Here is a 26307-nt window from a genome sequence, read left to right on the forward strand (position 1 = left end):
GGTCATATAATCTTTTTGAAGATAAAAAGTTAAGGAAAACCTTAACTTTTAGATTTGAGATAATCTGTTTAATTGAATAATCATATTTTTTGCACTTTCTTCATTTAATGGTTTTTCATATGTAGTTAAAAGTTCTCTAGCTAAAATATTTGCACCTAGGTGTTGAAATTGTATTCTCATTGCTTGAAGCCCTTTAGCTCCACCCCCTCCACTGTGAGTTGCAAGTCCTACAATTTTTTCATTGAAAGCATCTCTCCAATCTTTTGTAGATCTTGAAGTCCACGCCATTGCATTATTAAGTACTGGTGGCATAACCCCATTGTATTCTGGAGCAACAACAATAAATGCTTTTAATGATAATATTTTATCTGCTAATAATTTTACAGTTTCAGGAATACCATTTTTTTCCTCTTCAACTGTACTATAAAGTGGTAAATTTAAATCTACTAAATTTATAACTTCTGATTCTACATTTAATTCATCTGCTAATTGAGATAGTTTTTCACCTAGTTTCAAATTGTTATTTGAACTAGCAACTAAAATTCCTATTTTTGACATAATAATCCTTCATATTTAATTCATTAAAATTCGAATTTTATAACTTTTAGTTTATGTAAATATTAAATTTATTCTATAAATACTAATCGCAAGGAATAATTCTTGTATATACTTTTAAAAAGGTTATAAAATGAAAAAAGGCTCTAAACCTTTCAATCCTAATGATTTTTTTACTACACAAACAGTAAAAGATATAGTACCAAATTTTGAAGAACTTTATACTTTAAATTTTAAAGAAATAAGCCTAAATGAAGAGCTTACAAAAAGGAATTATGAAATTATTTCAAAAGAGTATAAAGATTTTATGTCCGCATCTTTAGCGGATTATTATGAGTTTGAGGTTGATGAGATAGTTTAATAGGTTATAAATATCCCATTTTCTTAGTATCTATCGAGTGTTTTTTCATTAAATCATTCAATTTTTCTGACCATTTAGTATCTTCACATATGATGTTCATCAGATATTCGCACATTACTAAGGTATTGTAAAGATATCTCTTCTTTAATAAATTAAATTTTGTATTTAAAGCTTTTGGATTTTTAGGTAATGTAAAATCAATGGTAAATCTTTTATTCCAAACTCTAGAATGATGAGCACAAGCATTTCTTATAATTGTTAAATGATGAAGGAAAGAACATAAAATCTTTTCATCCAAATCATAACTTTTTGCTATAGTTTGCCTATATTTTCTCTCTTTTATGTTACTTAACCAATTTGATATTTGACCTAATGTCATCACTTCTACACAAACCCAAACAGGTGGTAATTCTTCTTTATATTTATCGAAATGATGTTTAATAAATAATTCAGCTTTATTTCTATCTATTTCAGATTTCAATTTAACTAATGTTCTAGAATATTTTAGTGCAGATGAGAAAATCTGAGGATTTAGAAGTGCATGAGAACCAAAAGATTCAGCTAAATGATATGCTAATCTACTTCTAATTGAGACTTCTATTCTTTCTATTGCATCAAGTAAAAGTAATCTTAATTCTCTATCAAAAATGTACAAGTTTAAAATATTTTCAAAATATGTATTTTCTTTAAAAGTATGAATAGCATGGTCTTTTTCAAATATCAACCAATATCCAGTGAGACGATAATAATTCAGATTTTCTATATAATATTTTGCTTTTGATTCATCTCTAAAAAGCATACCTCGAGATTTTAATAAACTAATTTGTTCATCAAGAGTTAAGAAGGGTTTGTTAAAGGATTCTTTTAAAGAAGTTTTCAAAAAGTAACTCCTCGGGGTGAGCATTGTAAAGAGGCTTGAGGAGTGTTATTAATAAAATTATAATAAAAACATTCTAAAAATTTGCTTTTAACATGTAAGTAACTTGTAAATGAATAATTAATTTTTATCATTCATAATATTACTATTTTCCTATTTAAATAAGTTTTAATATTATAATATTTTATTTTTCTACTAGTTTATACATATTCTCAATCTCTTGAGCCCAGATTGATTCATCAATTGTTTCTAAAACCAGTGGAATATCATCCATTCTTTCATCATTCATGATAAATTTAAAGGCATCCCAACCAATCTCACCTTCACCCAAACTATGGTGTCTATCTACTCTACTTCCAAGTGGTGGTTTTGAGTCATTTATATGCATACCTTTTAAAAACTCTCGTCCAACTATTTTGTCAAAGTCATTCCAAGTTTTATCGTAGGCTTCCCTTGTTCTTATATCATATCCAGCTGTAAACATATGACAAGTATCAATACAAACTCCAACTCTACTTTTATCTTCTATTTTATCTATGATATAAGCTAAATGTTCAAATTTATATCCAAGATTTGTTCCTTGACCTGCTGTATTTTCTATTACTGCTGTTACACCACTTGTTTTATCTAAGGCAATATTAATTGACTCTGCTATTACTTCAAGACATTGTAGCTCTGCACTATAAATTAAATCATCATAATCTTCTGCTCTTTTAGAAAACTTTTGTAGGTGACTTCCTGGGTGAAAGTTTAATCTATCAAGTCCAAGTATTTCACATCTTTGCATTTCATCTATAAAAGCTTCTCTACTTTTGATAAGTTTTTCCTCTTCTGGATGTCCTAAATTAATTAAATATGAATCATGGGGTAAAATATGTTTTGGCTCTATTCCTGATTCTTCTAAATTTTTAAACCAAAGGTCTAAAGTTTTGTTATCAAATGGTTTAGCATCCCATCTTTTTTGATTTTTTGTAAATAGTGCAAAAGCCTTTGCTCCAAGCTCTTTTGCGTTTAAAGGTGCGTTAAAAACTCCACCTGTTGCACTTACGTGTGCTCCTACATATTTCATTAGATAGTTCCTTGTTTACTTTTTTTGGATTGTACAATTAATCTTTTTTGATTTTTATTAAGATTCCATTTTCTTTATCTCTATGAATAATCTCTTTTTTATCACTTTCAAAAAGATTTTTTAAAAAGTTTTCATCATAATTTCTATTTAAATATTCTTCATTAAAAACCCTAGAGGCTTGACATTCAAAAGTATCTCTACAAATTCTATCTTCATATATTTTAAGTTTTAAAACAGCTGTTCCTGCTGAGAGAATTTGAACTTCTGTATAATTTGAATACTTTGAAATAAAACCTTTATCATAAAATTTTAGCTTAGGAGTTTTTATTAAAATCGTGGCACTTGATACTATTTTTGGCTGAGAAAAAGAACAACCTGAAATAAATAAAACAAACATTAAAAAGTATATAATTCTTTTTATCTCTAATCCTTTTTATAAATATTTTCACTATAATACAAAAAAATAGATAAATTAAAAAATCAAAGGTTATTTTTGTTAGTTCATATTTGTTGCGCAGTCGATTCCCACTACTTTTTAGAAAAACTTCAAGAAGAGTTTCCTAATGAAAAAATGGTAGGTTTTTTTTATGACCCTAATATCCATCCATACAATGAATACAGACTTAGATATTTAGATGTAGAATATTCATGTAAAAAGCTAGGTATTGAATTACTTGAAGGTCCATATAATCTTGAAGAGTGGCTAAAAAAGGTAAAAGGTTTAGAAAATGAACCTGAAAAAGGTGACAGGTGCACAGTTTGTTTTGATGACAGATTAGAAGTTAGTGTAAAAAAAGCTATTGAATTAGGTCATGACAAATTTACAACTTCACTTTTAATTTCACCTAAAAAATCTCAAGATAAATTGGAAAAAATCGGTGCTTCTTTACAAGAAAAATACAATTGTGAATTTATTTTCAGAGATTATAGAAGTGGAAGTGGTACCCAAATCCAAGGGGAAGTTGTAAAAGAAAATTCACTTTATAGACAAAATTATTGTGGTTGTTTATTTGGTTTAACTCAACAAAGAGATCAACAAAAGAAAATTATGGACGAGATGTTTTCACCAATCTCGAATCAAATCTTACCTGAATCAATAGAAAGTAGATTAGAACTTTATAAAAAAAGAGATGAGTTAGAAGAGAAAAAAATTCCATATAAAATCATTAAACAAAGATTTTTAAATTATAGAATTTTAAGTGGAAAATTAAAAATTGACAAAAAAATCGTCCCTTCATATTTTTTATGTTATTCAACTTTAAATAGAAATAAGATGAATGGAAGAATAGATTACGAAAAAGATGAAGTTGCTTATTTAAACAGAGATGAAGTAAAAGTTCTAAGCTTAAATATTTTCAATGAAATAGGTAATAGCTCATACAAATGTGTGAAAGATTTAATATTTAATCCCCCTACTTTTGAATCAGAATTAAATATTAGACAAAAAATTACTCAAAACCCATACGGACTTTCAACAATTGTTGTAATTGATGAAATAATAGATGGTAAATATGAAATTGACTTAGATGCACAAATATATGAAGATGTTAAAGAAGTAATTATATGAAACTTTTGGTAAGTGCCCTTGAAACCTCATCAAATATACACCTAAAAGAACTAAAAAAACACCTAAAAGATGACGTAGAACTTTTTGGTGTTTTTGATAAAGAGTTGGGAAATCCACTTTATGACCTTTCTCACCTTGCAATTATGGGTTTTGTTGATGCAATAAAAAAACTAAGATTTTTCTTTAAATTAAGAGATGAGTTAGTTGACCTTGCAAAGGATTGTGATAAGGTTTTACTAATGGATAGCTCAGGATTTAATCTTCCATTAGCAAAAAAACTAAAAGCCACATATCCAGATAAAGAGATTATCTACTACATTCTTCCACAAGCTTGGGCATGGAAAAAAGGAAGGGTAAAAAAGCTAGAAAAATATTGCACAAAACTATGTTCAATACTTCCCTTTGAAAAAGATATCTATACAAAAAAAGAGATGATTTCTTATGTGGGTCATCCACTTTTAGATGAAATAAAAGAGTTTAAAAGTGAAATTTCAAAAACAAATAAAATTGTCTATATGCCAGGAAGTAGAAAAAGTGAAATCATAAATCATATGCCTATTTTTAAAGAGCTTTCAAAAAAAATCAAAGAGAAAAAACATATATTGATTATTCCTGAAAAATTTGATGATGATTATATAAAAAAAGTTTATGGAGATATTAGTTCATTTGAAGTCTCAAGGGATTCCCATAAAGAGCTTAGAGAAGCTGAGTTTGGTTTTATTTGCTCTGGGACTGCAACATTAGAAGCAGCAATTATAGGAACACCTTTTGTATTAAGTTATATTGCAAAAAAGATTGATTACTTTATTGCAATAAAATTAATAAAACTTCCTTCAATTGGTTTGGCAAATATATTTTTTGAAAAAATGGGTAAAAAACCAATACACAAAGAGTTCTTACAAGATGAAGTTACAGTGGATAATTTATTCAATGAATATAACTCGATGAATAGAAATGATTACTTAAAAAATTCTCAGATTTTAAGAGACTACTTACAAGGTGGTAGTTCCCAAAACGTTGCAAACATAATCCAAACCTAATTTTTTTTTGGATAAAATATATGACTTTTTTAAACATAGAACACAATAGGAAACAATAATGTTAGACATAATGGAAATTCAAGAGATTTTACCTCATAGATACCCTTTTTTATTAGTAGATAGAATTACTGATATGGAAAAAGCAAAAAGTATTACAGGATATAAAAACATCTCTATTAGTGAACCTGCTTTTATGGGACACTTCCCAGGACACCCAATCTACCCTGGTGTATTAATTCTAGAAGGAATGGCACAAGCAGGTGGTGTACTTGCACTAAAAAGTAATGACCTAACAAAAGAAGAATTAGAGAGTAAAGTAATTTATTTTATGAGTATTGATGGTGCGAAATTTAGAAGTCCAGTTAGACCTGGAGATAAACTTGTATACAAAATTGAAGTTAAGAAATTAAGAGGAAACCTAATCGTACTTGATGGTAAAGCTTTTGTAGATGATAATTTAGTTGCTGAAGCCGAATTAAAAGCTATGATTGTTGATAAATAATATAGGTTTGAAATGAGTAATATTCACAAAACAGCAATAATCGAAGATGGAGCAATAATTGGTGAGAATGTAACTATTGGTGCATTCACAATTATTGGGAAAGATGTCAAAATTGGCGATGGAACATCAATTGGTTCGCACACTTTAATTGAGGGTAAAACCACTATTGGTAAAAACAATCAAATATTTTCCCATGCAACATTAGGAAGTATTCCTCAAGATTTAAAATTTGATGGGGAAGATGTAGAGTTAATTATTGGTGACAATAATAAAATTAGAGAATATACTCTTTTTAATCCAGGAACAAAAGGTGGAGGAAGTATCACTAAAATAGGAGACAATAACCTATTTATGGGATATACTCACGTTGCCCATGATGTTATAGTTGGAAACAATTGTGTATTTGCAAATGTTGCAACACTTGCTGGACATGTTGAGATTGATGATAATGTAGTAATTGGTGGTCTTACACCAATCCACCAGTTTTGTAAAATTGGTTCAAATGTTATGGTTGCTGGTGGTTCTGTAGTTACTCAAGACATCCCACCTTTTTGCTTAGCAGAAGGGAATAGAGCTGTTTTAAGAGGACTTAATTTAAATGGTTTAAGAAGAAGATTTGATAATAGATCTGATATTGATGAAGTTAGAAAAGCATATAAGGCGATATTTGAATCAGGTAATCCTATTGCAGATGTAGCTAATGACCTTCTTGAAAACAATGATAATAAATATGTACAGGAATTAGCAAGTTTTGTAGTTAATACAAAACGTGGTATTCCATTTAATAGAAAATAGGAGATAAGTTTAATGGCTAAACTTGAATGTGATTTTTGTGGAGCACCAGATACTTCTGATAATCCAATAATTTCTGGAGACAATGCTTGTATTTGTAAATCATGCGTTAATGCTGCTCACGAAATAATGGTAGGAAACCAAGTTTCAGAAGAAGGTTCTGAAACTTCAAGTATTACAAGAGAACACTTTGAAATTAAAACACCTGCCCAACTAAAAGATATTTTAGATGACTATGTAATTGGTCAAAATAGAGCAAAAAAAGTTTTATCTGTTGCAGTTTATAATCACTATAAAAGAATCTTTAGAAAAGATGAACTTGAAGATGATGTTGAGATAAATAAATCAAATGTACTTTTAATTGGACCTACAGGATCTGGTAAAACATTACTTGCTCAAACAATAGCAAAATATCTTGATGTTCCATTAGCAATTGCTGATGCAACTTCACTTACAGAAGCAGGATATGTTGGGGATGATGTTGAAAACGTTGTTACAAGACTTATTCAGGCCGCTGATGGAGATATTCAAAGAGCTGAAACTGGAATCATTTTTATAGATGAAGTTGATAAAGTTGCAAGAATGAGTGAAAATAGATCAATCACTAGAGATGTTTCAGGAGAAGGTGTTCAACAAGCACTTCTTAAAATTATTGAAGGTTCTGTTGTAAATGTTCCACCAAAAGGGGGAAGAAAACACCCTGGTCAAGATGCAATTCAAGTTGACACAACAAATATTCTATTTATTTGTGGTGGAGCTTTTGATGGTCTTGAAGAGATTGTTAAAAAGAAAAAAGGTGGAAACGTTTTAGGTTTCAACCAAGAGAAAAAAAGTAAAGATAATAATGGAATAATTGCCGATGTTGAAGCCCATGATTTAGTTAAATATGGACTTATTCCAGAACTTATTGGTAGACTTCATATGATTGCTACATTAAATGAAATCTCTGAAGATGATATGGTACACATCTTAACAGAACCAAAAAACGCATTAATAAAACAATATATCAAACTATTCCAAATGGATAATGTAACTTTAGAGTTTGAAGAGGATGCATTAAGACAAATCGCAAAACTTGCTATTGAAAGAAAAACAGGAGCAAGAGGACTTAGATCGATTTTAGAAGATGTGATGCTTGATATTATGTATGATTTACCTGAATATAAAGATAAAACAGTAACAATCACACAAGATGTTGTTTCAAAAAAAAATGAACCAAAAATAGCTTAGAAGGATATAGATGTTATTAGATAAATTAATAGGTGTATTTTCAAATGATATGGCAATTGACTTAGGAACGGCTAATACTATTGTTTCTGTAAAAGGAAAAGGTATTATCATAAATGAACCATCTGTAGTTGCAGTACAAAATGACAGATATGGGAAAGATAAAATATTAGCTGTGGGACAAGAAGCTAAACAAATGATTGGTAAAACGCCATTAAATATAACGGCAGTACGTCCTATGAAAGATGGAGTTATTGCTGATTTTGAAATGACAGAAAGAATGATTAGATATTTCATTGAAAAAGCCCATGCTAGAAAATCTTTTATTAGACCTAGAATAATTATCTGTATTCCTTATGGTATTACACAAGTTGAAAGAAAAGCTGTAAAAGAATCAGCTTTAAGTGCAGGAGCTAGAGAAGTATTCCTTGTAGAAGAGCCAATGGCAGCTGCAATTGGTGCTGGGATTCCTGTTTCTGACCCATCTGGATATGTTGTTGTTGATATTGGTGGAGGTACAACAGAGATTGGTGTAACTTCACTTGGTGGATTAGTTCTTTCAAAATCAATAAAGGTAGCTGGAGATAGATTTGATAAAGCTATTATGGAATATGTAAGACAAAACTACAATCTATACATTGGTGAAAGAACTGCTGAAAATATCAAAATTGAGATTGGTTCAGCTATAAAACAAGATGCAGAACTAAAAATTAAAGTAAAAGGTAGAGACAACTCTGGATTACTTTCAACAATTGAATTAGGAAGTGAAGGTGTTAGAACTGCTATTAAAGAACCTCTAAGAGAGATTGTATCAGCAGTAAGATCTGTTTTAGAAAACATGCCACCAGATTTAGCAGGAGATGTTGTTGACAATGGTGTAATGTTAACAGGTGGTGGAGCACTTATTAGAGGTCTAGATAAATATCTTGCTGATATTATTAAACTTCCAGTTAGAGTTGCAGATGAACCATTATTAGCAGTAGCTTATGGTACAAGCAATGTATTAGATCAGGATGCCCTTTTAAAATTAATTACTAATGAATAAATTTATATTTTTTATTCTTTTTTTAGCTATTTCCCTTGGTTATATTTTTGATATAGACAAGGTTGTAGCTAAAAATTTTACCCCTTTTACTTCACTAAAAAAATTATATATTGATACAAAAACATCAATAAAAGAAACAAAAGACAAATACTTTAATCAAACCAAAACTATAGAGTTTTTACAAAATGAAAACAAAGAGTTAAAAAGCTTTAAACTAAAATATCAATCTGTAAAAAATGAATTAGACAATTTAAATAAAAATCTAAACTATACAAATGCAACAACCCAACAGATTCAATTTACAAAAGTTTTATCATATGTTGATTTTGATGATTATACTAAAGTTTGGTTAGATATGAAAAAAAAGGATGACTCTATTTTAGGAGTTATTTCTGACCAATATGCAGCAGGGATTGTTGTAAATAAAGATAATAAAGCAAAGGCTTTATTAAATGGAAATGAAAAATGCAATTATGCAATTTTTATTGGAGAGAATGAAGCACCAGGAATTATCCACGCTTCAAAAAATGGTCAATACTTAATTGCAAAATTTATCCCTATTTGGTTTGATATAAAAAAAGGGGATGAAGTTATAACCTCAGGAATGGATAGTATATTTTTCAAAGGTTTAAAAGTTGGGCGAGTAATATCAATAAAAAAGATGCAAGATTTGCAAGAGGCTACTATTTTACCCTATGCAAAAGTTTTAAAACAGAATTCATTTTTTATTTATAAAAAAATTCAAGAAGAGGAAAAAGTTAAAGAAGAGGAAACTTCTAGTAAGAAGCCATAATCCCCTCAACTTTATCCCAAGTTAACCCAGAATCTTTTTGCCCCTTAAACATATTATAAATATATCTAGCAAACATATCTGTTTCTAAATTTACTTTTGTTCCTATCTTATATGTTTTAAATAATGTATTTTCAACTGTATGGGGAATAATTGTAAGCCTAAAACTATCTTTTAAAACTTCATTTACAGTTAAAGAAACCCCATCAATAGTTACGCTACCCTTTGGGATAATATATTTTGAGTATTCATTTGGAAGTGAGATAATAAAATCAGTTGAATTTCCATTGTTTTTAATTGATTTAATTGTACCTAAACAATCAACATGACCTTGTACAATATGTCCCTCAAATCTATCTCCCATCATCATAGCAGGTTCAATATGTACTTGACCTCTGTAGTTTTCCATTGCTAAAATTTTTTGAGATTCAGGTGAAAGTTCTACTGTGAAAGTATCACTTGTATATCTTACAACTGTAAGACATGCTCCATTTACAGCAATTGAATCACCAAGTTTTGGAGAGTATTTTGCTTTAAGAGTTAGAAAATTACTTTTGAAGCTAATCACTTCAGCCATCTCTCGAATAAGACCTGTAAACAATTTATTGTTCCTTTAAAAAAATTTGTAAATTTTAAAATATTTGGTATAATACCGAAATTTTAATGAGAAGCTGGTTTTACTAAGCTTTATTCTGCAAGCTTAATACAAAGCAAAAAATCAAAATAAAATTTTGAAATTTTTTAGATAAGTGGAAGAAAACATTTATCTAAGAAATTTCCATCGAAAAAATACGAAGGAAGAAATATGTACGACATTATTGTTGTAGGTGGTGGTCATGCAGGTATTGAAGCTTGTTTGGCGGCTGCTAGAATGGGTAAAAAAACCCTACTTATTACGATGTTAGTTGAACAAATTGGCGCTGCTTCTTGTAACCCTGCAATTGGTGGTCTTGCCAAAGGTCACCTAGTAAGAGAATTAGATGCTCTTGGTGGGGAAATGGGATTATGTACTGATGCAACGGGAATTCAATTTAGAATTTTAAATGCAAGTAAAGGTGCAGCAGTTCAAGGCTCAAGAGCTCAAATTGATATGGACAAATATAGAGAGTATATGAGAAAGGTTTGCCATAGTACTCCTAATTTAGAAGTTTATCAAGATGAAGTTAGTTCACTTTTAGTTAATGAAAATGAAGTTTATGGTGTAAAAACAAAACTAGGAGAAGAGTTCAAAGCAAAAAAAGTTATCCTTACAACGGGAACTTTCATGAGAGGTTTAATTCACATTGGTGAAAACACTTATGATGCGGGAAGAGCTTGGGAATTACCATCTTCAACACTATCTATACAATTAAAAGAGTTAGGACTAAAAGTTGGAAGACTTAAAACTGGAACTCCTGCAAGAATCGATTCTTCATCAATAAATTTTGATGTAATGGATGCCCATGGAGGAGATGAAAAACCAACTCCTTTTTCATTTAGAACAGATAAATCAACTTTTGCACCTAAACAATATCCATGTTATATAACATATACAAATGTTGGAACACATGATACTATTACAGGAAATTTCCATAGAGCACCACTATTTACTGGTCAAATTCAAGGTTCAGGACCTAGATATTGTCCAAGTATTGAAGATAAAGTAAATAGATTTTCTGAAAGAGATAGACACCAATTATTTCTTGAGCCACAAACTGCTATGTGTACAGAATACTATATAAATGGACTTTCAACTTCTTTGCCAATTGATGTTCAAAAACAGATGATTCATTCAATTAATGGTTTAGAAAATGCAAAAATTATTAGATATGGATATGCTATTGAGTATGATTATGTTGACCCAACTGAATTAAAACATACCCTTGAAACAAAAGATATAAAAAATCTTTACCATGCAGGACAAATAAATGCAACGACAGGATATGAAGAAGCTGCTGCTCAAGGTATGATGGCAGGGATTAATGCTTCTTTAGCAATTGATGGTAAAGAACCATTTGTATTAAGACGAGATGAAGCTTATATTGGAGTTTTAATTGATGACTTAGTTACAAAAGGAACAAATGAACCATATAGAATGTTTACTTCAAGGGCTGAGTATAGACTTCTTTTAAGGGAAGAAAATGCTGACCTAAGACTTTCTCAATATGGATATGATTTAGGTTTAGTTTCTGATGAACAAATACAAAAAGTTGAGCATAAAAGAAAAACTTTAAATGATGCAGTTGAATTTATGGCAAATGAATGGTTTACATCTAAAAAAGAAAACCTTGAACTACTTGAATCTTTAGGTGAAGACAAGATTAAAGATAGAGCACTTTTAATTGATATTGTTGGAAGAAGTAGCGTTGATGCATCAAAATTTGATAAATTAGTTCCAAGTTTAGCAGATACAGATGAATATTTAAAAGAACAAATTATTATTGAAGCAAAATATTATAGATATATTCATAAACAACAAAAACAAATAGAAAAAATGAAAAAAATGCTTCAATTAAAAATACCTGAAAATTTTGAATATAAAAATATCCCTGGATTGTCAAATGAAGTAGTTGAAAAACTTGAAAAGTTTAGACCACCTACACTATTTAATGCAAGTGAAATCTCTGGAGTTACACCAGCTTCATTAGATATTTTACATATGTACTTAAATATTCCAAAAAAAAGCAATGATTGAGAAAATAAAAAACAATAAAATTGCTCAAATAGTGATATTAAAACTACTAACAATCCTTGCTATTGCAGGGAATTTATACTTCTCATAATTAATTCACCTATTAAAATTTTCTTTTAATAGGTGTTTATTACATATTCTCAATCAAACAATAACTCTTAAGCATATAAATAATAATTATTTTCAGTTTTTAATAAAAAAATAAGTCTCATATGTTAAAACTATTCTATAATAATATATCTCTACTAAAAGGGAGAAAAAATGAAAACTTATGACACTATTATAATTGGAGGAGGTAGAGCCTCTTCTTTAGCAAAAAAAATAGGTGCCCTTGGTAAAAAAGTTGCCTTAATTGAGAAATCAAGCTTAGGAGGAACCTGTGCAAACAGAGGATGTGTCCCTTCAAAACTTCTAATTGGATATGCCGATGTTATTAGAAATATTCAAGCTTCAGAAAGACATTATATATCAAGTAAAATAGAAAATATCAATTTAAAAGAGATTTTTGAAGATAATAATTCATTTATCAATAGTGTTGATGAAAGTTATAAATCTCGATTAAATGAAAATGTCGATTTATATAGAGGAGTAGGATATTTTCTTTCAAATAATGTAGTTGAAATAAACAATGAAAAACTAACATCAGAAAAAATCATCATAGCAACGGGAACTTCTCCAAAAGAACCACTTTTTGAAGGAGCATGGACAAGTGATGATATATTTCCACTAAAAAAAATACCCTCTTCTATTTCTATAGTTGGGTCAGGGTTTATTGCTTGTGAACTTGCAAATGTTTTTAATGCTTTAGGGATTAAAACAAAACTTCTTGTAAGAGGAGATGAACTTTTATCAAATGAAGATGAAGATATACAAGAAACTTTTAAAAAAGAGTTTAGCCAAAATATTGATATAGAGTTTAATACTACTGTAAAAGATGCTAAATACAAAGATGATTCCTTTGAAATTATTCTTGAAAATAAAGACAAAAGCATAAAAAAATATAAGAGTGAAGCCTTATTATATGCAATAGGAAGAGAATCAAATGCTAAAAGCCTAAAACTAGAAAATACAGATATTGAAATAGATGATAGAGGATACATAAAAAGAGATGATTTTTTTGAAACAAAGGCAAAAGGTGTATATGTTGTAGGAGATGCAGCAGGAGAATATATGCTACAACATGCAGCTGCATATGAGATGAATTATCTTTATAAAATTCTATTTGAAGATAAAAAAGAGCCTTTAAACTTTAAATATATGCCCCATGCTGTATTTACTAGTCCAGAAATTGCAAGTGTAGGACTTACGCAAAAGCAAGCTCAAGAAAAAAACTTAGATTTTGTTGTATCAAAAACTTCATGGAAAGCAAGTGCAAAGGCGCAAGCTATGAAAATTGATTATCCTTTTACAAAGTTTATTGTTGATAAAAATAGTTATGAGATACTTGGTTGTCATATGATTGGGCCACAAAGTTCAACAATGATTCATCAAGTATTAACAGTAATGTATATAGATAATGATATCAGACATTTAAAAGAGATGCTTTATATTCATCCTGCACTAAGTGAAACTCTTTTACCAGCTGCTATAAATACAATTAAAGATATTGAAAAAAGGAAATAGTTTTATGAGTAATTTCTTAGAACCAAAGGTAACAAAAAACTATAAAGATGAGATTAGACATATTGGTTTTGAACTTGAATTTGCAAATATTGAGATAGAAGATGTTTTATCTATTTTAGAAAAAAAATTTGGTTTCAATATAAAAAAAGTTAATAACTATCTTTTTAAAATTGATTCAAAATATGGTGATTTTATACTTGAATTGGATTTTGAACTTCTAACTCAACAAAAAATTCCAAAAAATATAAAAGAGTTATCAAAAAAAATAGGTATAGAGATAAAAGAAGAGGATATTGAAAATATTGAAAAAATCATAGGTGAACTTTCAAAAGATATTGTTCCCTATGAGATAAGTACGCCACCTCTTCCTTTAAATGAAGTATCAATTATCCATAAGATAATAAAAGAATTAGCAAAAAATCATGCAAAAGGAACTAAATATAAAATATATTATGCTTTTGGTTTACATATTAATATTGAAGTTATATCTTTAGATGTAAAAAGTTTACTAAGTTATACAAGAGCATATTTAATACTTCAAAACTATATAAATAAAGATGCAAAGATAGACTTAGCAAGAAAAATTACACCTTTTATTGATAACTTTAAAGATGAGTATATCAAATATGTATTAGATAAATCATATAATCCTTCAATTGATGAATTTATTGAAGATTATTTAAAATTTAATCCAACAAGAAACAGGTCCCTTGACCTTCTTCCTATTTTAACTTTTATAAATGAAGATAAAGTAAGAGCAAAACTTCCAGAAGAGAAGATAAAACCAAGACCTGCATTTCACTATAGATTATCAAACTCAATGATTGGAAAAGAAGGATGGGAAATTTCAGAAGAATGGAATAGATGGATTCTAGTAGAAAACTTAGCAAACGACAAAGAGTCATTGAACTTTTTAGCAAAAGAGTATTTAACCCATCTAGATAATATTATTAATTTATCAACTTGGGAGGGGAAAGTAGAATCATGGCTAAACCATTAGTTGGAATTTGCTTACCAGATAAAGGCAATTTTTTTGCATATTTATTTATAAAATGGAATTTAAAAATACAAGGCGCTTCTTGTGTTAGGTTAAGACCATCAAAAAACAATATTGATTTTAAAAGATTAGATGGATTAATACTTAGTGGAGGAAACGATATAGACCCAACTTTATATGGTGCCAATAAAGATGCTCATAATACAGAACTTGATAAAAAAAGAGATGCCTTTGAATTAGAAATAATTGATAAAGCTTATAAAGAAGAGCTTCCTATCCTTGGTATTTGCAGAGGGGCACAATTAATTAATATCTATTTTGAAGGAAATCTTTATGCAAAAATACTTGATTTAGATGAGTACTTGATACATCAAAACTCTATCTTTCCTATAAAAGAAGCAAAAGTTAAAAAAAATACTGATTTACACTCTGCTGTAAAAGAAGATGAAATAGTAATAAATAGTATACACAACCAAGCAATTAATAAAGTGGGAAAAGATTTAGAAGTTTCATCAAAACATGAATCTATTATTGAATCTGTTGAAAAAAAAGATTATCCTTTTTTACTTGCTTTACAATGGCATCCAGAATACTTAGTATATTTAAAAGAGCATAGAAATATTTTTAAAAAGTTTGTCAAAGCTTGTATCGATTATAAAAGTTAGTAAAAAAAATTTCAGTAAAAATATACATTTTCATTAATCATTTTTATTAACTTTACAGTAATATAATAAATTATAATTTAATATATTTAATTATTTATGGAGTATAAATGAAAGTCTATATATACGCTAAAGGTGGTCATACTTTTGGTTTAGATGCAATAAGAAGATGTTCTTATATTACTAAACTTTTAGATGAAAAAAAATGTGACCCTATTTTATGTGTAAATGAGTTTAGTGCAGGAGCTTATGCAAAGAAACAATTAAATATAAAAAATTACATAACAACTGAAACATTAAATGAGCTTTCAAAGGTTTTAAATAAAGGAGATACTCTAATCTATGAAAGTGATGAAAAATCAGATTTTATTGAATCAGAAGCAAAAAATCATTTTTCTTTTCTTTATAAAATCCCTGATGATATCCCTATATCTATCATCAATAAATTTTTATATAAAAAACATAATTCAAAAAAAATTGAAAAACTATTTTTTTATGGTGATGAAGACTACTCTAAAGATTTAATTAACTTATGTGAAAAAACTACAAAATATGAAATTCCACTTCTTTTAGGAAAATATTTTTTTATTGGAGATGAAAAAAAACTTGAAAACAGTTTTTCACAACTTTTAAACTCCCATGAATATGTAAATTGTATTCAAAATACAAAATACCTCTTATGTGGTTCATTAAATACTTGCTTAGAATCAATTGAATGTGGCAATAAACCAGTCTTACTAAAAAGAAAAGATAAAAACTATGATGAAAGATTGATAAAGGAGATTCATCTACCTACAATAAACTTTACAAGTTTTGATGAAACTTTTACTAAATTTGAAAAAATTATAAAGAGCTATCCCAAGTTAAACAAAAAAGAAAAGTTTGATATTGATACAATTATAAATGATATTTTTGTTAGAATCAATACATACAGAAGACTAAACAATTAGAAATATAATACCAACTTATAATATTTTATGGTTATTATAAGTTTACTTTATATATAATTTGAAAAATACAAAATGACAGGATAGTGACATGGAAGCGAAAACTGCTACAATGAAAAAAACTTCATTTAGAATTCAAAGATACTACGCTTATGTTGCTGCTACTATAATAGCATTGGTTGTACCATTTATTAGAATTGATGGTAACCATATCTTTTTACTATCTTTTGATAAAAAGCAGCTTCATTTAATGGGTGTTGCATTTGATATGCAAGAATTATATTTAATGCCATTTTTACTAATGCTTTTATTCCTTGGGATTTTTGCAGTTACTGCAATTGGAGGAAGAGCTTGGTGTGGTTGGGCATGTCCCCAAACTATTTTTAGGGTTATATACAGAGACTTAATTGAATCAAAACTTTTAGGCTTAAGAAGAATTAAAAATAAGCAAAAAGAACCAGATTGGAGTAAAGCAGAAAATGCTTCAAAAAAAGTTATTGCAATTTTAATTTGGACAGTTTTAGCTTTAATTGCTGCAGCTGATTTTATGTGGTATTTTGTTCCCCCTGAAGATTTCTTTGCATATATTCAAAACCCAACAGAACACTGGTTTCTAATCGGTTTTGTTTTAGTTATTGCTGGATTTTTAGTATATGATGTAGTTTGGCTAAAAGAGGACTTTTGTGTTTATGTTTGTCCATATTCAAGGGTTCAATCAGTACTTTATGATGATGATACTTATCAAGCTATCTACTCTACAAAAAGAGGTGGTAATATATACAATAGTGATAAAGAAAAAATCATTTTTAAAGCAAAAGATTTGCCAAATGAAACAGATGAATGTACTGCCTGTGAATCATGTGTAACAGTTTGTCCTACACATATTGATATTAGAAAAGGTTTACAACTTGAATGTATTAACTGTTTAGAGTGTGTTGATGCATGTACAACAGTTATGGGAAAACTTGGAAAACCTTCATTAGTTCAATGGACAAGTACAAGGGATATAGAAAAAGGTGAGCCAACAAAACTTATTAGAAGATCAACAATTATGTATTCAGTTGCCTTAATTATAATTCTAGGTCTTTTATTTGTTATGGGTGGTAAAAAAGAGTATATGTTGTTAAATGTTAATAAAACAACACAACTTTATAAAGTAAAAGAGGGGAATGTTGTTTCTAATAACTTCTTATTCCTATTCCAAAATACAGATAATAAACCACATACATATGCCTTAGAGATTATTGATAATAAGGATATTAGAATTGAAAGATTTAAGCCTTTTACCTTAAGTCCGAAAAGAATGGCAAAAAAAGTAGTTATTCTAGAAACTGATAAAATATTAGTTAATGATAAAACTAAAGATACGCCAATTACTGTTACTATAAGAGCTTATGCAGTTGATGAACCTGATAGAGTTACTGTAACTAGAGAAGCAGTATTTATCTATCCAAGAGCTGACAAGCTTAAAAACTAAAAAACTAAAAGGGGTTTAATCTCCTTTTAGTTAACTTCTTATTTACTTACTATTAGTTATAATCGCGAATAATTTTATTTTATTTTTTCAAAATCACGGAGTTTCTTACAATGACAAAATTTATATTTGTAACAGGTGGAGTATTAAGTTCACTTGGTAAAGGTATTACATCTGCATCTATTGCAACTATCTTAAAACAATCAGGTTTTAATGTTTCTATGTTAAAAATCGATCCATATTTAAATGTTGACCCAGGGACAATGAGTCCCCTTGAACATGGTGAAGTTTTCGTTACAGCAGATGGAGCAGAAACAGACTTAGACTTAGGAAACTACGAAAGATTTATTGATAAAACTTTAACAGCTAAAAACTCTTTTACAACAGGACAAGTTTACCAAAGTGTAATTAGAAGAGAAAGAGAAGGTGGATATTTAGGTAAAACAATTCAAGTAATCCCTCATGTTGTAGATGAAATCAAAGACAGAATTTATGCAGCAGCGGAAGACAATGATTTCTTAATTATTGAGCTTGGTGGAACAGTAGGAGATATTGAAGGTTTACCTTTTATGGAAGCAATTAGAGCAATTAGACATGAACTTCCAAAATCAAATACAATGAATATTCATGTAAGTTTAATTCCATTTATTAAAGCTGCTGGTGAATTAAAAACAAAACCTACTCAACACTCAATTCAAGAATTAAGAAGAATTGGTATTACTCCACATATGTTAGTATGTAGAACAGAAAAACCTCTTCCAAAAAACCTAAAAGATAAATTAGCACTTTCTTGTGATGTTGATAGAAATGCTGTAATTGAAGCGGGAGATGCACAATCAATTTATTCAGTGCCTCTACACTTTATCAAAGAGGGAATTTTAAATCCTTTATCTGAGCATTTCAATGTAAAATTAAAACCAAATATGGAAAAATGGGATACTTTAGTAAAAAATATTTTAGTTCCACAAGAAGAGGTAACTATTGCCTTTGTTGGTAAATATTTAGATTTAAAAGAATCATATAAATCTCTAATTGAATCACTTATCCATGCAGGAGCACACTTAAACACAAAAGTAAATATTCACTGGTGTGATTCACAAAGAATTGAAGATAACGGAGCTTATGATGTTATTGGAAATGCCGATGGTATTTTAGTTGCTGGTGGTTTTGGACATAGAGGTGTTGAGGGTAAACTTGAGGCTATTAAATATGCTAGAGAAAACAAAATCCCATATCTTGGAATTTGTCTTGGTATGCAATTAGCAGTAATAGAATATGCTAGAAATGTTCTTGAAATTGAAGAAGCAAACTCTATTGAGTTTGATCCTGAAACAAGTGAACCAATTATTTATTTAATTGATGAATTTATTGACCAAAATGGAGATAAACAATTAAGAACTCACAAATCACCAATGGGTGGTACAATGAGACTTGGAGAATACCCATTTGAACCTTTAAAAGGGACAAACTTACAAAAAGCATATGGAAATGAAGAGGTTTATTACGAAAGACATAGACATAGATATGAAGCAAACCCAGCATATAAAGAGAGATTAGAAGAAGCTGGAATGATTATTTCTGGACAATCAAATGGACTTATTGAAGCTGTTGAGATTAAAGATCATCCATGGTTTGTGGGAGTTCAATTCCACCCTGAATTTACTTCACACTTAGAAACTCCAAACCCAATTATTACAGAATTTGTAAGACAGGCTAATACACATAATTAATGACTAAAATTACAAAAAAAGAGTTATTTAATTTATTAAGAGCTAGACATCAAGGGGAAAAGTACACAAAACTTGCTGAACTTCCAACCCCTGATGGCTTCAAAGATATCAACAAGGCTTCAAAAAGAATTAAAGAAGCCATAAGAAACAACGAACAGATCACTATTGTAGGTGATTATGATGTTGATGGTGTTGTTTCAACTACTATAATAGTTGATTTTTTTAGAAAAATCGATGTAAATGTAAATTATATTATCCCTAATAGATTTGAGCATGGTTATGGATTAAGCCCTAAAATTGTTGATATGATTAGCGAAGGTTTAGTAATTACTGTTGACAATGGTATTTCAGCTTGCGAAGCGGCAATTAAACTAAAAGAAAAAAATATTGATTTGATTATAACCGATCATCATACCGTTGGTTGTGAGATTCCAGATGCATTTGCCATTATAAATCCCAAACAAGAAGACTGTAACTTTCCTTTTAAAGATATTTGCGGGGCTCAAGTTGCTTGGTATTTATGTGCATCACTAAAAAAAGAGCTTAACCTTGATATAAACCTTCAAGAGTTTTTTGATCTTTTATGTGTGGCTATTATTGCTGATATTATGCCTATGACAAGCCTTAATTATACAATGGTAAGACAAGGTTTAAAGATGATGAAAAAATCAACTAGACCTGCTTTTATTAAAATAAATGAGATGATGCAAAAAGATTTATATGTATCTGATGATATTGGTTTTACAATTGCACCAAAGATTAATAGTGCAGGAAGAATGGATGATGCTTCAATAGCCTTAAGCTTTTTACTTTCACAAAATCAATATGAAGCAAATGATGCACTACAAATGTTGGAAGAGTTAAACTGTTACAGAAAAACTTTACAAGAAGAGATTTCACAAAAAGCAAATAATGCTACAAACCCAGAAGATAACGCAGTTGTAGTTTGGGGGGAAGATTGGCATGAAGGAGTTATTGGTATAGTTGCTTCAAAACTATCAAATTCCTATAAAAAACCAGCTTTTATTTTCTCAATAAAAAATGGTATTGCAAAGGGAAGTGCTAGAGCAAATGCAAATATAAATCTTCATTCTATCATTACTGAAACTTCTGATTTACTTTTAGGATTTGGTGGGCACAAAAATGCAGCTGGATTATCACTTAAAGCAAACAACCTTGAAGAGTTTAGAAATAGAATAAATCAACTTTTAAATGTAGAGCCTGAAGAGTTACATATAGAGCATGATGTATTAGGTGAACTTGATGTATCAAGTGTTGACTTAGAGTTTTTAGATATTATTGAAAAATTTGAACCATATGGCTTACAAAACCATAGACCTATTTTTAAAATTAGTAATTCTAAAATTATAAAATCAGAACTTTTTGGCAAAGATAAAAACCATCTAAAATTAACACTAAATAACAATGGATATGTTTTTGAAGCTTTAAGATTTCATGCAGATAGAAAGATTTTGCCAGATTATATAGATATGGTTGTATCTGTAAATAAAAATGAATTTAGAGGGCAAATAAACCCTCAGTTTTTGATTCAGGATATATTATAAGACCATAGGGGTAATTACGTTTAGTCTTTTACTCTCTCTTTCCATATCTTTAATTTCACCATCCATCAAAGTAGAACCTGTTGCTGAGCTCAATATTGTACCGTTTTGAAGATCAACTAATCTCATAAATACAATCAAACTCTCTTTTGTAAAAGTATAGCTTCCAATAAGTGCATATTTACTATCTAATTCACTTTGAATAATTTCACTTTGTTTTCTTGTGAGCATATTAAATCCACTTTTTCCATATTGAAAATATCTACTTAACTCAACTTGTTTAATTAGAATCCCTCTATTTGAAATAGAGTTTTTTAGATTTTCAGCTAATAAAAAACCTAATTTAGATTTATTATTTAACTTTTCAATATTTACAAAATCTGAGATTAATACAACCTCATCTTTTAATGTTGTTAGAATTTTATTTTCTTGTTTTTTTACTAAGCTCTCAACTAAAGACCCAAAACTGTTTGCACCACTTAAGTCTTTATGATTTATAATCGCAAAATCTTTCACAACTAAATTAGGTTGAGAACAAGAGATAAAAAATAGAGGAAGTATTAAAAGTATTAAAACTTTTAATACTTTGAAAAATTGAAGTTTCATTAAATCTATTTTTCTTCTATGATTTTAATAGTTCTTGCAGGTTGACAATCTTTGAAAATTAGACAGTCATTTTTCATGTTGTGGTTATATGTTGCCCTAGCACTAGTAATTATTCTTCCTGTAATATTGTCCATAACTCTAGCGTTTAACATAACCTTACCATACTGTCTTGAATAAGTTCCCACTACAACATAAGTATTTGGAACTTTATCTTTAAGTTTATGAGGATTTCTTGTAATAAAATATTCACCTCTTTCATTTACAGAAACAGCCATTTGTCCTCTATATTCTATTATATTGAAACCTCTATTTGACATCTCATTAATCAAACTTTCACTAACAATTCTTCCAAACTCAGTTGTTTTTTTGAAATTGTCTAATCTAACAAATGATGTAATTAATACAGGTTTACTTGTTGACATTTTTTGATTTCTCATCATTTGTGTAGCTAATGAATTAATAGTAGCTTCCAATGTAGATTGAGAAGTGATATTCATTTGCCTATCATTTGCAATTTGAATATGTTGTTTTGTTATCTGAACATCTTGATTTTCTTTCTCAACATTCTTATCAACATAAGTTTTTTGTACAGTACTATTTGTAGTATTTGTTTTACTCGTATTTTCTGAATTTGTAAAATTTGAAAGACTACATCCTGTAAATAAAGACACAGAGGCAATTACAAGACATGATTTAGCAAAAGTTTTAAGCATAAAATCCCCTTTTTATAGTTCTTAAGATTTTATTAAAAAATAACTTACATTTTCTTAAAAATCTAACTAAAAGACTAGTAACAAAGTCCCATTTTTTCAAACTTATGATAAAATCTTCATTAAATTTGAAAAAGGAGTTTATATGTCAAAAGTTTTAGTAATAATTTCTAGTGGATTTGAAGAGATTGAAACAGTTTCAATTATAGATATTTTAAGAAGAGCAAAGGTTGATGTAACAGTAGCAACAATTAATGACATATTGACACAAGGAGCTAACCAAATTACTATCAAAGCGGATGAAAAACTTGAAAATATTTCTGATTTAAATGGCTTTGATATGGTTGTTCTTCCAGGTGGAGGAGAAAATTGTCAAAACCTAGCTTCATCTCAACTTGTAAAAGATACCTTACAAAAGATGAAAGCATCTGATAAATATGTAGCTGCTATTTGTGCCTCACCATACGCTTTACATGAAGCAAAGGTATTAAACAATACTTATACTTGTTATCCTAGTTTTGAGAAAAAAATTGATTCAGCTGTATATACTGATAAACAAGATGTCGTTATAGATGAAAAAGTTATAACTTCAAGAGGTCCTGCTACAGCAATGCAATTTGCTTTAGAATTAGTTAAAGCTTTAGAGGGTGAAGAGAGATTTAAAAATATAAAAAATGGACTTTTAGTTTCGCACTTTTAATTTTTCTAAAATCTCTTGATTCTTATTCCAAAAATCTAAAAAACTATGGGAGATAGACTTATCTCTCATAAAAGAGTAAGCTTTTTCTTTTTTTGAATAATAAACTTCATCTTTTTTTGACATTTTTAAAATTGCTTCACTTAATTGTGTTTCATTATTTAAATCTATTATATATCCACAATCATCTTTTACAAAAGTTTTTGGTCCCCCTTCATTTGTAATAATTACAGGAAGTCCCGAGGCCATAGCTTCCATAACAACTTGTCCTAATGTATCAGTGGTTGAAGGAAAAATAAAACAATCGCTAGAAGCATAAAGTTGTGATAGTTCCAATTCTTGTTTTCTTCCAACTAAAGTAATATTACTTTTTTTTAATTTATCTTTATCTAAAAACTCAATCTCTTTATCTCCAACAAGAATCAATTCACACTCTTTAAAGAAATTTTCCATCCAAACCTTTAAAAGAATATCAACATTTTTTTCAACGGAAATTCTACCAGTATATAAAAATTTAAACTTTTCTTGTTTAATATCATACTTTTCCCAAATTGAATCATCTTTAAACTTTTTATCAAAATTTTTTATGTCTATCCCAGCTTTTAAAGTATATAAATCCTCTTTTTTAAAACTTAATTGCTCTTCAATGGTTTTAAAATATTCTTCCGATCTAGAAAAAATAGCCTTATAACTTTTATAAAATAGTTTTAAAAATAAAATAGTACCTTTTTTTACAAATTTACTTTTTGTGTTTTTATACATATAAGCAGGGAAATCTGTATGATAAATTCCAACAACTGGTATTTTTAGTATTTTTGCACTTATAAGGGCACATAAACCAACAGTCCCTGGAGTTGAGATATGCAATAGGTCAGGATTTAATTTTTTTATCTCATTTTTTATTTTAAAAAAATTTGGCAAAACTAAATCTAAGGATTTATAAAATGGCATTTTCATTGTAAATAAAGGCTTAATATTTTTTATATTAGATATTTTTTCATAATGTGTTTTTTTAGTTGATGTAATAACACAAAAATCTTTTTTTAAAACAAGTGCTTCCTTTGAAAAATCCTGGATAAATCTCGAAACACCATTTACATCATATACAGTATCACTTACTAAACAAATTTTTATTTTTTCCATTTTGAGATTCTATTACTCTTTGATTACAAGGGTGTTACATGTTATTAATTTGTAATCAAAGGGTAATAAAATCCAATTCATGAAATACAAAAGCATATTTATATCAGATGTCCATTTAGGGACAAAATTTTCTAATACGAAAAAACTTTTAGACTTCTTTAAAAACAATGACAGTGAAAACCTATTTTTAGTAGGAGATATCATTGATGGATGGGCCATAAAAAGAAAGTTTATTTGGCCACAATCCCACTCTGATGTTATTCAAAAGATATTAAAAAAAGCTAGAAAAGGTTGTAATGTAGTATTTATAACTGGTAATCACGATGAATTTTTAAGACCTTTTGTACCATTAGTTTTAGGAGATTCGTTAGATATAAAAAATGAGATTGAATATACTTCTATAAAAGGTGAAAAATATTTAGTTACCCATGGAGATTTTTATGATTCAATCACTATGACAAAAAGATGGCTTGCTATTTTAGGTGATTATGGATATGACTTTTTATTAAACTTGAATCAAATGTTTAATGTTATTAGAATAAGATTAGGAATCAAGTCAAAATGGTCCCTTTCTAAATATATAAAAGATAATGTTAAACAATCTGTTTCATTTATAACTGACTTCGAAGATACATTAGCAAACCATGCAAAACATAAGGGATACAAAGGTATCATTTGTGGACACATTCATAAAGCTGAAATCAAAGATATAAATACAATAGAGTATATAAATTGTGGAGATTGGGTAGAGTCTTGTACCGCTATTGTTGAAACATATGAAGGTGAGTTTAAAATTATTAACTGGTTAGAGGATTGATGGAAAAAAAATTTGCTATTAGTTTAGGTGGAGGTGCAGCAAGAGGGGCTTTTCACTTAGGTGTTTTACACTTTATGGAAGAGAACAATATCCAAATTGATGCATATTCAGGTAGTTCAATTGGAGCTATTATTTCAGCTTCTCATGCATCTGGGGTAAAGGCAAAAGAACAATTAAAAATATTCTCTTCTAAAGAGTTAAAAAGTGTTTTAAAATTCAACTACTTTAAAAATGGTCTATTAAAAATTGAAAGAGAAAATAAAATACTAAATGACCTTCTTCCTATTTCAAACCTTGAAGAGATGCCCAAAAAAGTATATGTAACGGCCTATGACTTAAAGAAAAGACAATTACACTATTTTGATAAAGGTGATTCCCATATTTTATGTATGGCATCGAGTGCTTTAATTCCCCTATTTAAACCAATTTCTTATGAAAATATGTATTTAATTGATGGGGGACTTTTTGATTGTTTACCAATAAAAGTTTTTGAGAAGCAAGAATATGAAGTTTTTGCAATCGACCTTTTCCCAAAAAGTCATAAAAAAATAAAAAAACTTAGTTTCAATCCAATTAGATATATAAAAAAGGGACTTTTTACCCAACTTTATGAAAACCATTCCCACTCAATTTTAAATGCAAACACTTATCTTGGAAGTTATGAGATAAGAGATTATTCAATGTTTACTTTTAAAGAATTAAATAACTGTTTTAACTTTGGATATAAAGAAGCAAAAAAGATTTTTCTAAGTAATAAATCTACTCTTAAAGTATAAAACTAAACCCTGAATTTTTTTAAGACTTTTATCTCTCATTGGATATAATCACAAAAAATTAAATCCA

At 28.7% G+C, this 26307-nt stretch carries 27 protein-coding genes; 19 read left to right on the forward strand and 8 right to left on the reverse strand.

Annotated elements, in window-relative coordinates:
• Positions 1-48 precede the first annotated feature (48 nt).
• Positions 49-558 (reverse strand): NADPH-dependent FMN reductase, encoded by a 510-nt coding sequence (locus FDK22_RS08905; protein WP_138152564.1) that lies wholly within the window; start codon positions 556-558, stop codon positions 49-51.
• Between the two features lie 130 nt (positions 559-688).
• Here FDK22_RS08905 and FDK22_RS08910 point away from each other — a divergent pair, with 130 nt between their 5' ends.
• Positions 689-916 (forward strand): hypothetical protein, encoded by a 228-nt coding sequence (locus tag FDK22_RS08910; RefSeq protein WP_138152565.1) that lies wholly within the window; start codon positions 689-691, stop codon positions 914-916.
• Positions 917-920: 4 nt separating this feature from the next.
• Here FDK22_RS08910 and FDK22_RS08915 read toward each other — a convergent pair whose 3' ends face one another.
• The 3 genes from FDK22_RS08915 to FDK22_RS08925 form a co-directional block, all read right to left on the reverse strand.
• Positions 921-1796, reverse strand: coding sequence for an Abi family protein (locus FDK22_RS08915; RefSeq protein WP_171012954.1), 876 nt, complete (start codon positions 1794-1796; stop codon positions 921-923).
• A gap of 181 nt (positions 1797-1977) precedes the next feature.
• Positions 1978-2862, reverse strand: coding sequence for a deoxyribonuclease IV (gene nfo, locus FDK22_RS08920; protein ID WP_138152567.1), 885 nt, complete (start codon positions 2860-2862; stop codon positions 1978-1980).
• Positions 2863-2899: 37 nt separating this feature from the next.
• On the reverse strand, positions 2900-3259 hold the full coding sequence (locus FDK22_RS08925; protein ID WP_228711681.1) for a hypothetical protein: 360 nt from the start codon (positions 3257-3259) through the stop codon (positions 2900-2902).
• Positions 3260-3355: 96 nt separating this feature from the next.
• On the opposite strand from FDK22_RS08925, the gene FDK22_RS08930 reads away from it, so the two are divergent.
• The 7 genes from FDK22_RS08930 to mreC are packed head-to-tail and all read left to right on the forward strand — an operon-like array spanning position 3356 to position 9828.
• Positions 3356-4429, forward strand: coding sequence for an epoxyqueuosine reductase QueH (locus FDK22_RS08930; protein WP_138152568.1), 1074 nt, complete (start codon positions 3356-3358; stop codon positions 4427-4429).
• Positions 4426-5469 (forward strand): lipid-A-disaccharide synthase, encoded by a 1044-nt coding sequence (gene lpxB, locus FDK22_RS08935; RefSeq protein ID WP_138152569.1) that lies wholly within the window; start codon positions 4426-4428, stop codon positions 5467-5469. Before FDK22_RS08930 ends, lpxB begins: the two co-directional genes overlap by 4 nt.
• Positions 5470-5527: 58 nt before the next feature.
• Positions 5528-5971 carry a 3-hydroxyacyl-ACP dehydratase FabZ gene (gene fabZ / locus FDK22_RS08940; RefSeq protein ID WP_138152570.1) on the forward strand — a complete coding sequence of 148 codons (444 nt, stop codon included), beginning with the start codon at positions 5528-5530 and terminating at the stop codon, positions 5969-5971.
• A 12-nt stretch (positions 5972-5983) separates the two neighbouring features.
• On the forward strand, positions 5984-6766 hold the full coding sequence (gene lpxA / locus FDK22_RS08945; protein WP_138152571.1) for an acyl-ACP--UDP-N-acetylglucosamine O-acyltransferase: 783 nt from the start codon (positions 5984-5986) through the stop codon (positions 6764-6766).
• A 12-nt stretch (positions 6767-6778) separates the two neighbouring features.
• Positions 6779-7993: an ATP-dependent Clp protease ATP-binding subunit ClpX gene (gene clpX, locus FDK22_RS08950; RefSeq protein WP_138152572.1), complete on the forward strand. Its 1215-nt coding sequence runs from the start codon at positions 6779-6781 to the stop codon at positions 7991-7993.
• Positions 7994-8003: 10 nt separating this feature from the next.
• A complete protein-coding gene (locus FDK22_RS08955) occupies positions 8004-9035 on the forward strand; it encodes a rod shape-determining protein (protein WP_138152573.1) in 1032 nt (343 codons plus the stop codon).
• Positions 9028-9828: a rod shape-determining protein MreC gene (mreC, locus tag FDK22_RS08960; RefSeq protein WP_138152574.1), complete on the forward strand. Its 801-nt coding sequence runs from the start codon at positions 9028-9030 to the stop codon at positions 9826-9828. Before FDK22_RS08955 ends, mreC begins: the two co-directional genes overlap by 8 nt.
• On the opposite strand, the gene FDK22_RS08965 is transcribed toward mreC, so the two are convergent.
• Complete coding sequence (locus FDK22_RS08965; protein ID WP_138152575.1) at positions 9812-10426, reverse strand: riboflavin synthase; 615 nt, start codon at positions 10424-10426, stop codon at positions 9812-9814. The genes mreC and FDK22_RS08965 overlap by 17 nt on opposite strands.
• A 204-nt stretch (positions 10427-10630) precedes the next feature.
• Here FDK22_RS08965 and mnmG point away from each other — a divergent pair, with 204 nt between their 5' ends.
• The 8 genes from mnmG to recJ all read left to right on the forward strand — a co-directional run bounded on the left by mnmG (position 10631) and on the right by recJ (position 21494).
• Positions 10631-12499: a tRNA uridine-5-carboxymethylaminomethyl(34) synthesis enzyme MnmG gene (gene mnmG / locus FDK22_RS08970; protein ID WP_138152576.1), complete on the forward strand. Its 1869-nt coding sequence runs from the start codon at positions 10631-10633 to the stop codon at positions 12497-12499.
• A 258-nt stretch (positions 12500-12757) separates the two neighbouring features.
• Entirely contained in the window at positions 12758-14119 is a 1362-nt protein-coding gene (locus tag FDK22_RS08975) for a dihydrolipoyl dehydrogenase family protein (RefSeq protein ID WP_138152577.1), read from the forward strand.
• A 4-nt stretch (positions 14120-14123) separates the two neighbouring features.
• Entirely contained in the window at positions 14124-15119 is a 996-nt protein-coding gene (locus FDK22_RS08980; protein ID WP_138152578.1) for an amidoligase family protein, read from the forward strand.
• Positions 15104-15781: a gamma-glutamyl-gamma-aminobutyrate hydrolase family protein gene (locus FDK22_RS08985; protein ID WP_138152579.1), complete on the forward strand. Its 678-nt coding sequence runs from the start codon at positions 15104-15106 to the stop codon at positions 15779-15781. The genes FDK22_RS08980 and FDK22_RS08985 overlap by 16 nt, the downstream gene beginning before the upstream one ends.
• Before the next feature lie 107 nt (positions 15782-15888).
• On the forward strand, positions 15889-16728 hold the full coding sequence (locus FDK22_RS08990) for a hypothetical protein (protein ID WP_138152580.1): 840 nt from the start codon (positions 15889-15891) through the stop codon (positions 16726-16728).
• A gap of 88 nt (positions 16729-16816) precedes the next feature.
• Positions 16817-18202 carry a cytochrome c oxidase accessory protein CcoG gene (ccoG, locus tag FDK22_RS08995; RefSeq protein WP_138152581.1) on the forward strand — a complete coding sequence of 462 codons (1386 nt, stop codon included), beginning with the start codon at positions 16817-16819 and terminating at the stop codon, positions 18200-18202.
• A gap of 110 nt (positions 18203-18312) precedes the next feature.
• Positions 18313-19929 carry a CTP synthase gene (locus FDK22_RS09000; RefSeq protein WP_138152582.1) on the forward strand — a complete coding sequence of 539 codons (1617 nt, stop codon included), beginning with the start codon at positions 18313-18315 and terminating at the stop codon, positions 19927-19929.
• The gene (recJ, locus tag FDK22_RS09005) at positions 19929-21494 is read left to right on the forward strand and encodes a single-stranded-DNA-specific exonuclease RecJ (protein ID WP_138152583.1); all 1566 of its coding nucleotides are present in this window, start codon (positions 19929-19931) and stop codon (positions 21492-21494) included. The genes FDK22_RS09000 and recJ overlap by 1 nt, the downstream gene beginning before the upstream one ends.
• Here the strand turns inward: recJ and FDK22_RS09010 are convergent.
• A complete protein-coding gene (locus tag FDK22_RS09010; protein WP_138152584.1) occupies positions 21489-22097 on the reverse strand; it encodes a FlgO family outer membrane protein in 609 nt (202 codons plus the stop codon). The two genes, recJ and FDK22_RS09010, sit on opposite strands and share 6 nt — an antisense overlap.
• A 5-nt stretch (positions 22098-22102) precedes the next feature.
• Positions 22103-22810, reverse strand: coding sequence for a FlgO family outer membrane protein (locus tag FDK22_RS09015; protein ID WP_138152585.1), 708 nt, complete (start codon positions 22808-22810; stop codon positions 22103-22105).
• A gap of 142 nt (positions 22811-22952) precedes the next feature.
• On the opposite strand from FDK22_RS09015, the gene FDK22_RS09020 reads away from it, so the two are divergent.
• Positions 22953-23507 (forward strand): DJ-1 family glyoxalase III, encoded by a 555-nt coding sequence (locus FDK22_RS09020; RefSeq protein WP_138152586.1) that lies wholly within the window; start codon positions 22953-22955, stop codon positions 23505-23507.
• Here FDK22_RS09020 and FDK22_RS09025 read toward each other — a convergent pair.
• On the reverse strand, positions 23490-24647 hold the full coding sequence (locus FDK22_RS09025; RefSeq protein WP_138152587.1) for a glycosyltransferase: 1158 nt from the start codon (positions 24645-24647) through the stop codon (positions 23490-23492). The two genes, FDK22_RS09020 and FDK22_RS09025, sit on opposite strands and share 18 nt — an antisense overlap.
• Before the next feature lie 79 nt (positions 24648-24726).
• On the opposite strand from FDK22_RS09025, the gene FDK22_RS09030 reads away from it, so the two are divergent.
• Positions 24727-25464 (forward strand): UDP-2,3-diacylglucosamine diphosphatase, encoded by a 738-nt coding sequence (locus tag FDK22_RS09030; RefSeq protein ID WP_138152588.1) that lies wholly within the window; start codon positions 24727-24729, stop codon positions 25462-25464.
• A complete protein-coding gene (locus tag FDK22_RS09035) occupies positions 25464-26240 on the forward strand; it encodes a patatin-like phospholipase family protein (RefSeq protein WP_138152589.1) in 777 nt (258 codons plus the stop codon). The genes FDK22_RS09030 and FDK22_RS09035 overlap by 1 nt, the downstream gene beginning before the upstream one ends.
• The last annotated feature ends 67 nt before the right edge of the window (positions 26241-26307 follow it).

Source organism: Arcobacter arenosus, from assembly GCF_005771535.1.
In the GTDB taxonomy this organism is placed as follows: Bacteria; Campylobacterota; Campylobacteria; order Campylobacterales; family Arcobacteraceae; genus Halarcobacter; species Halarcobacter arenosus.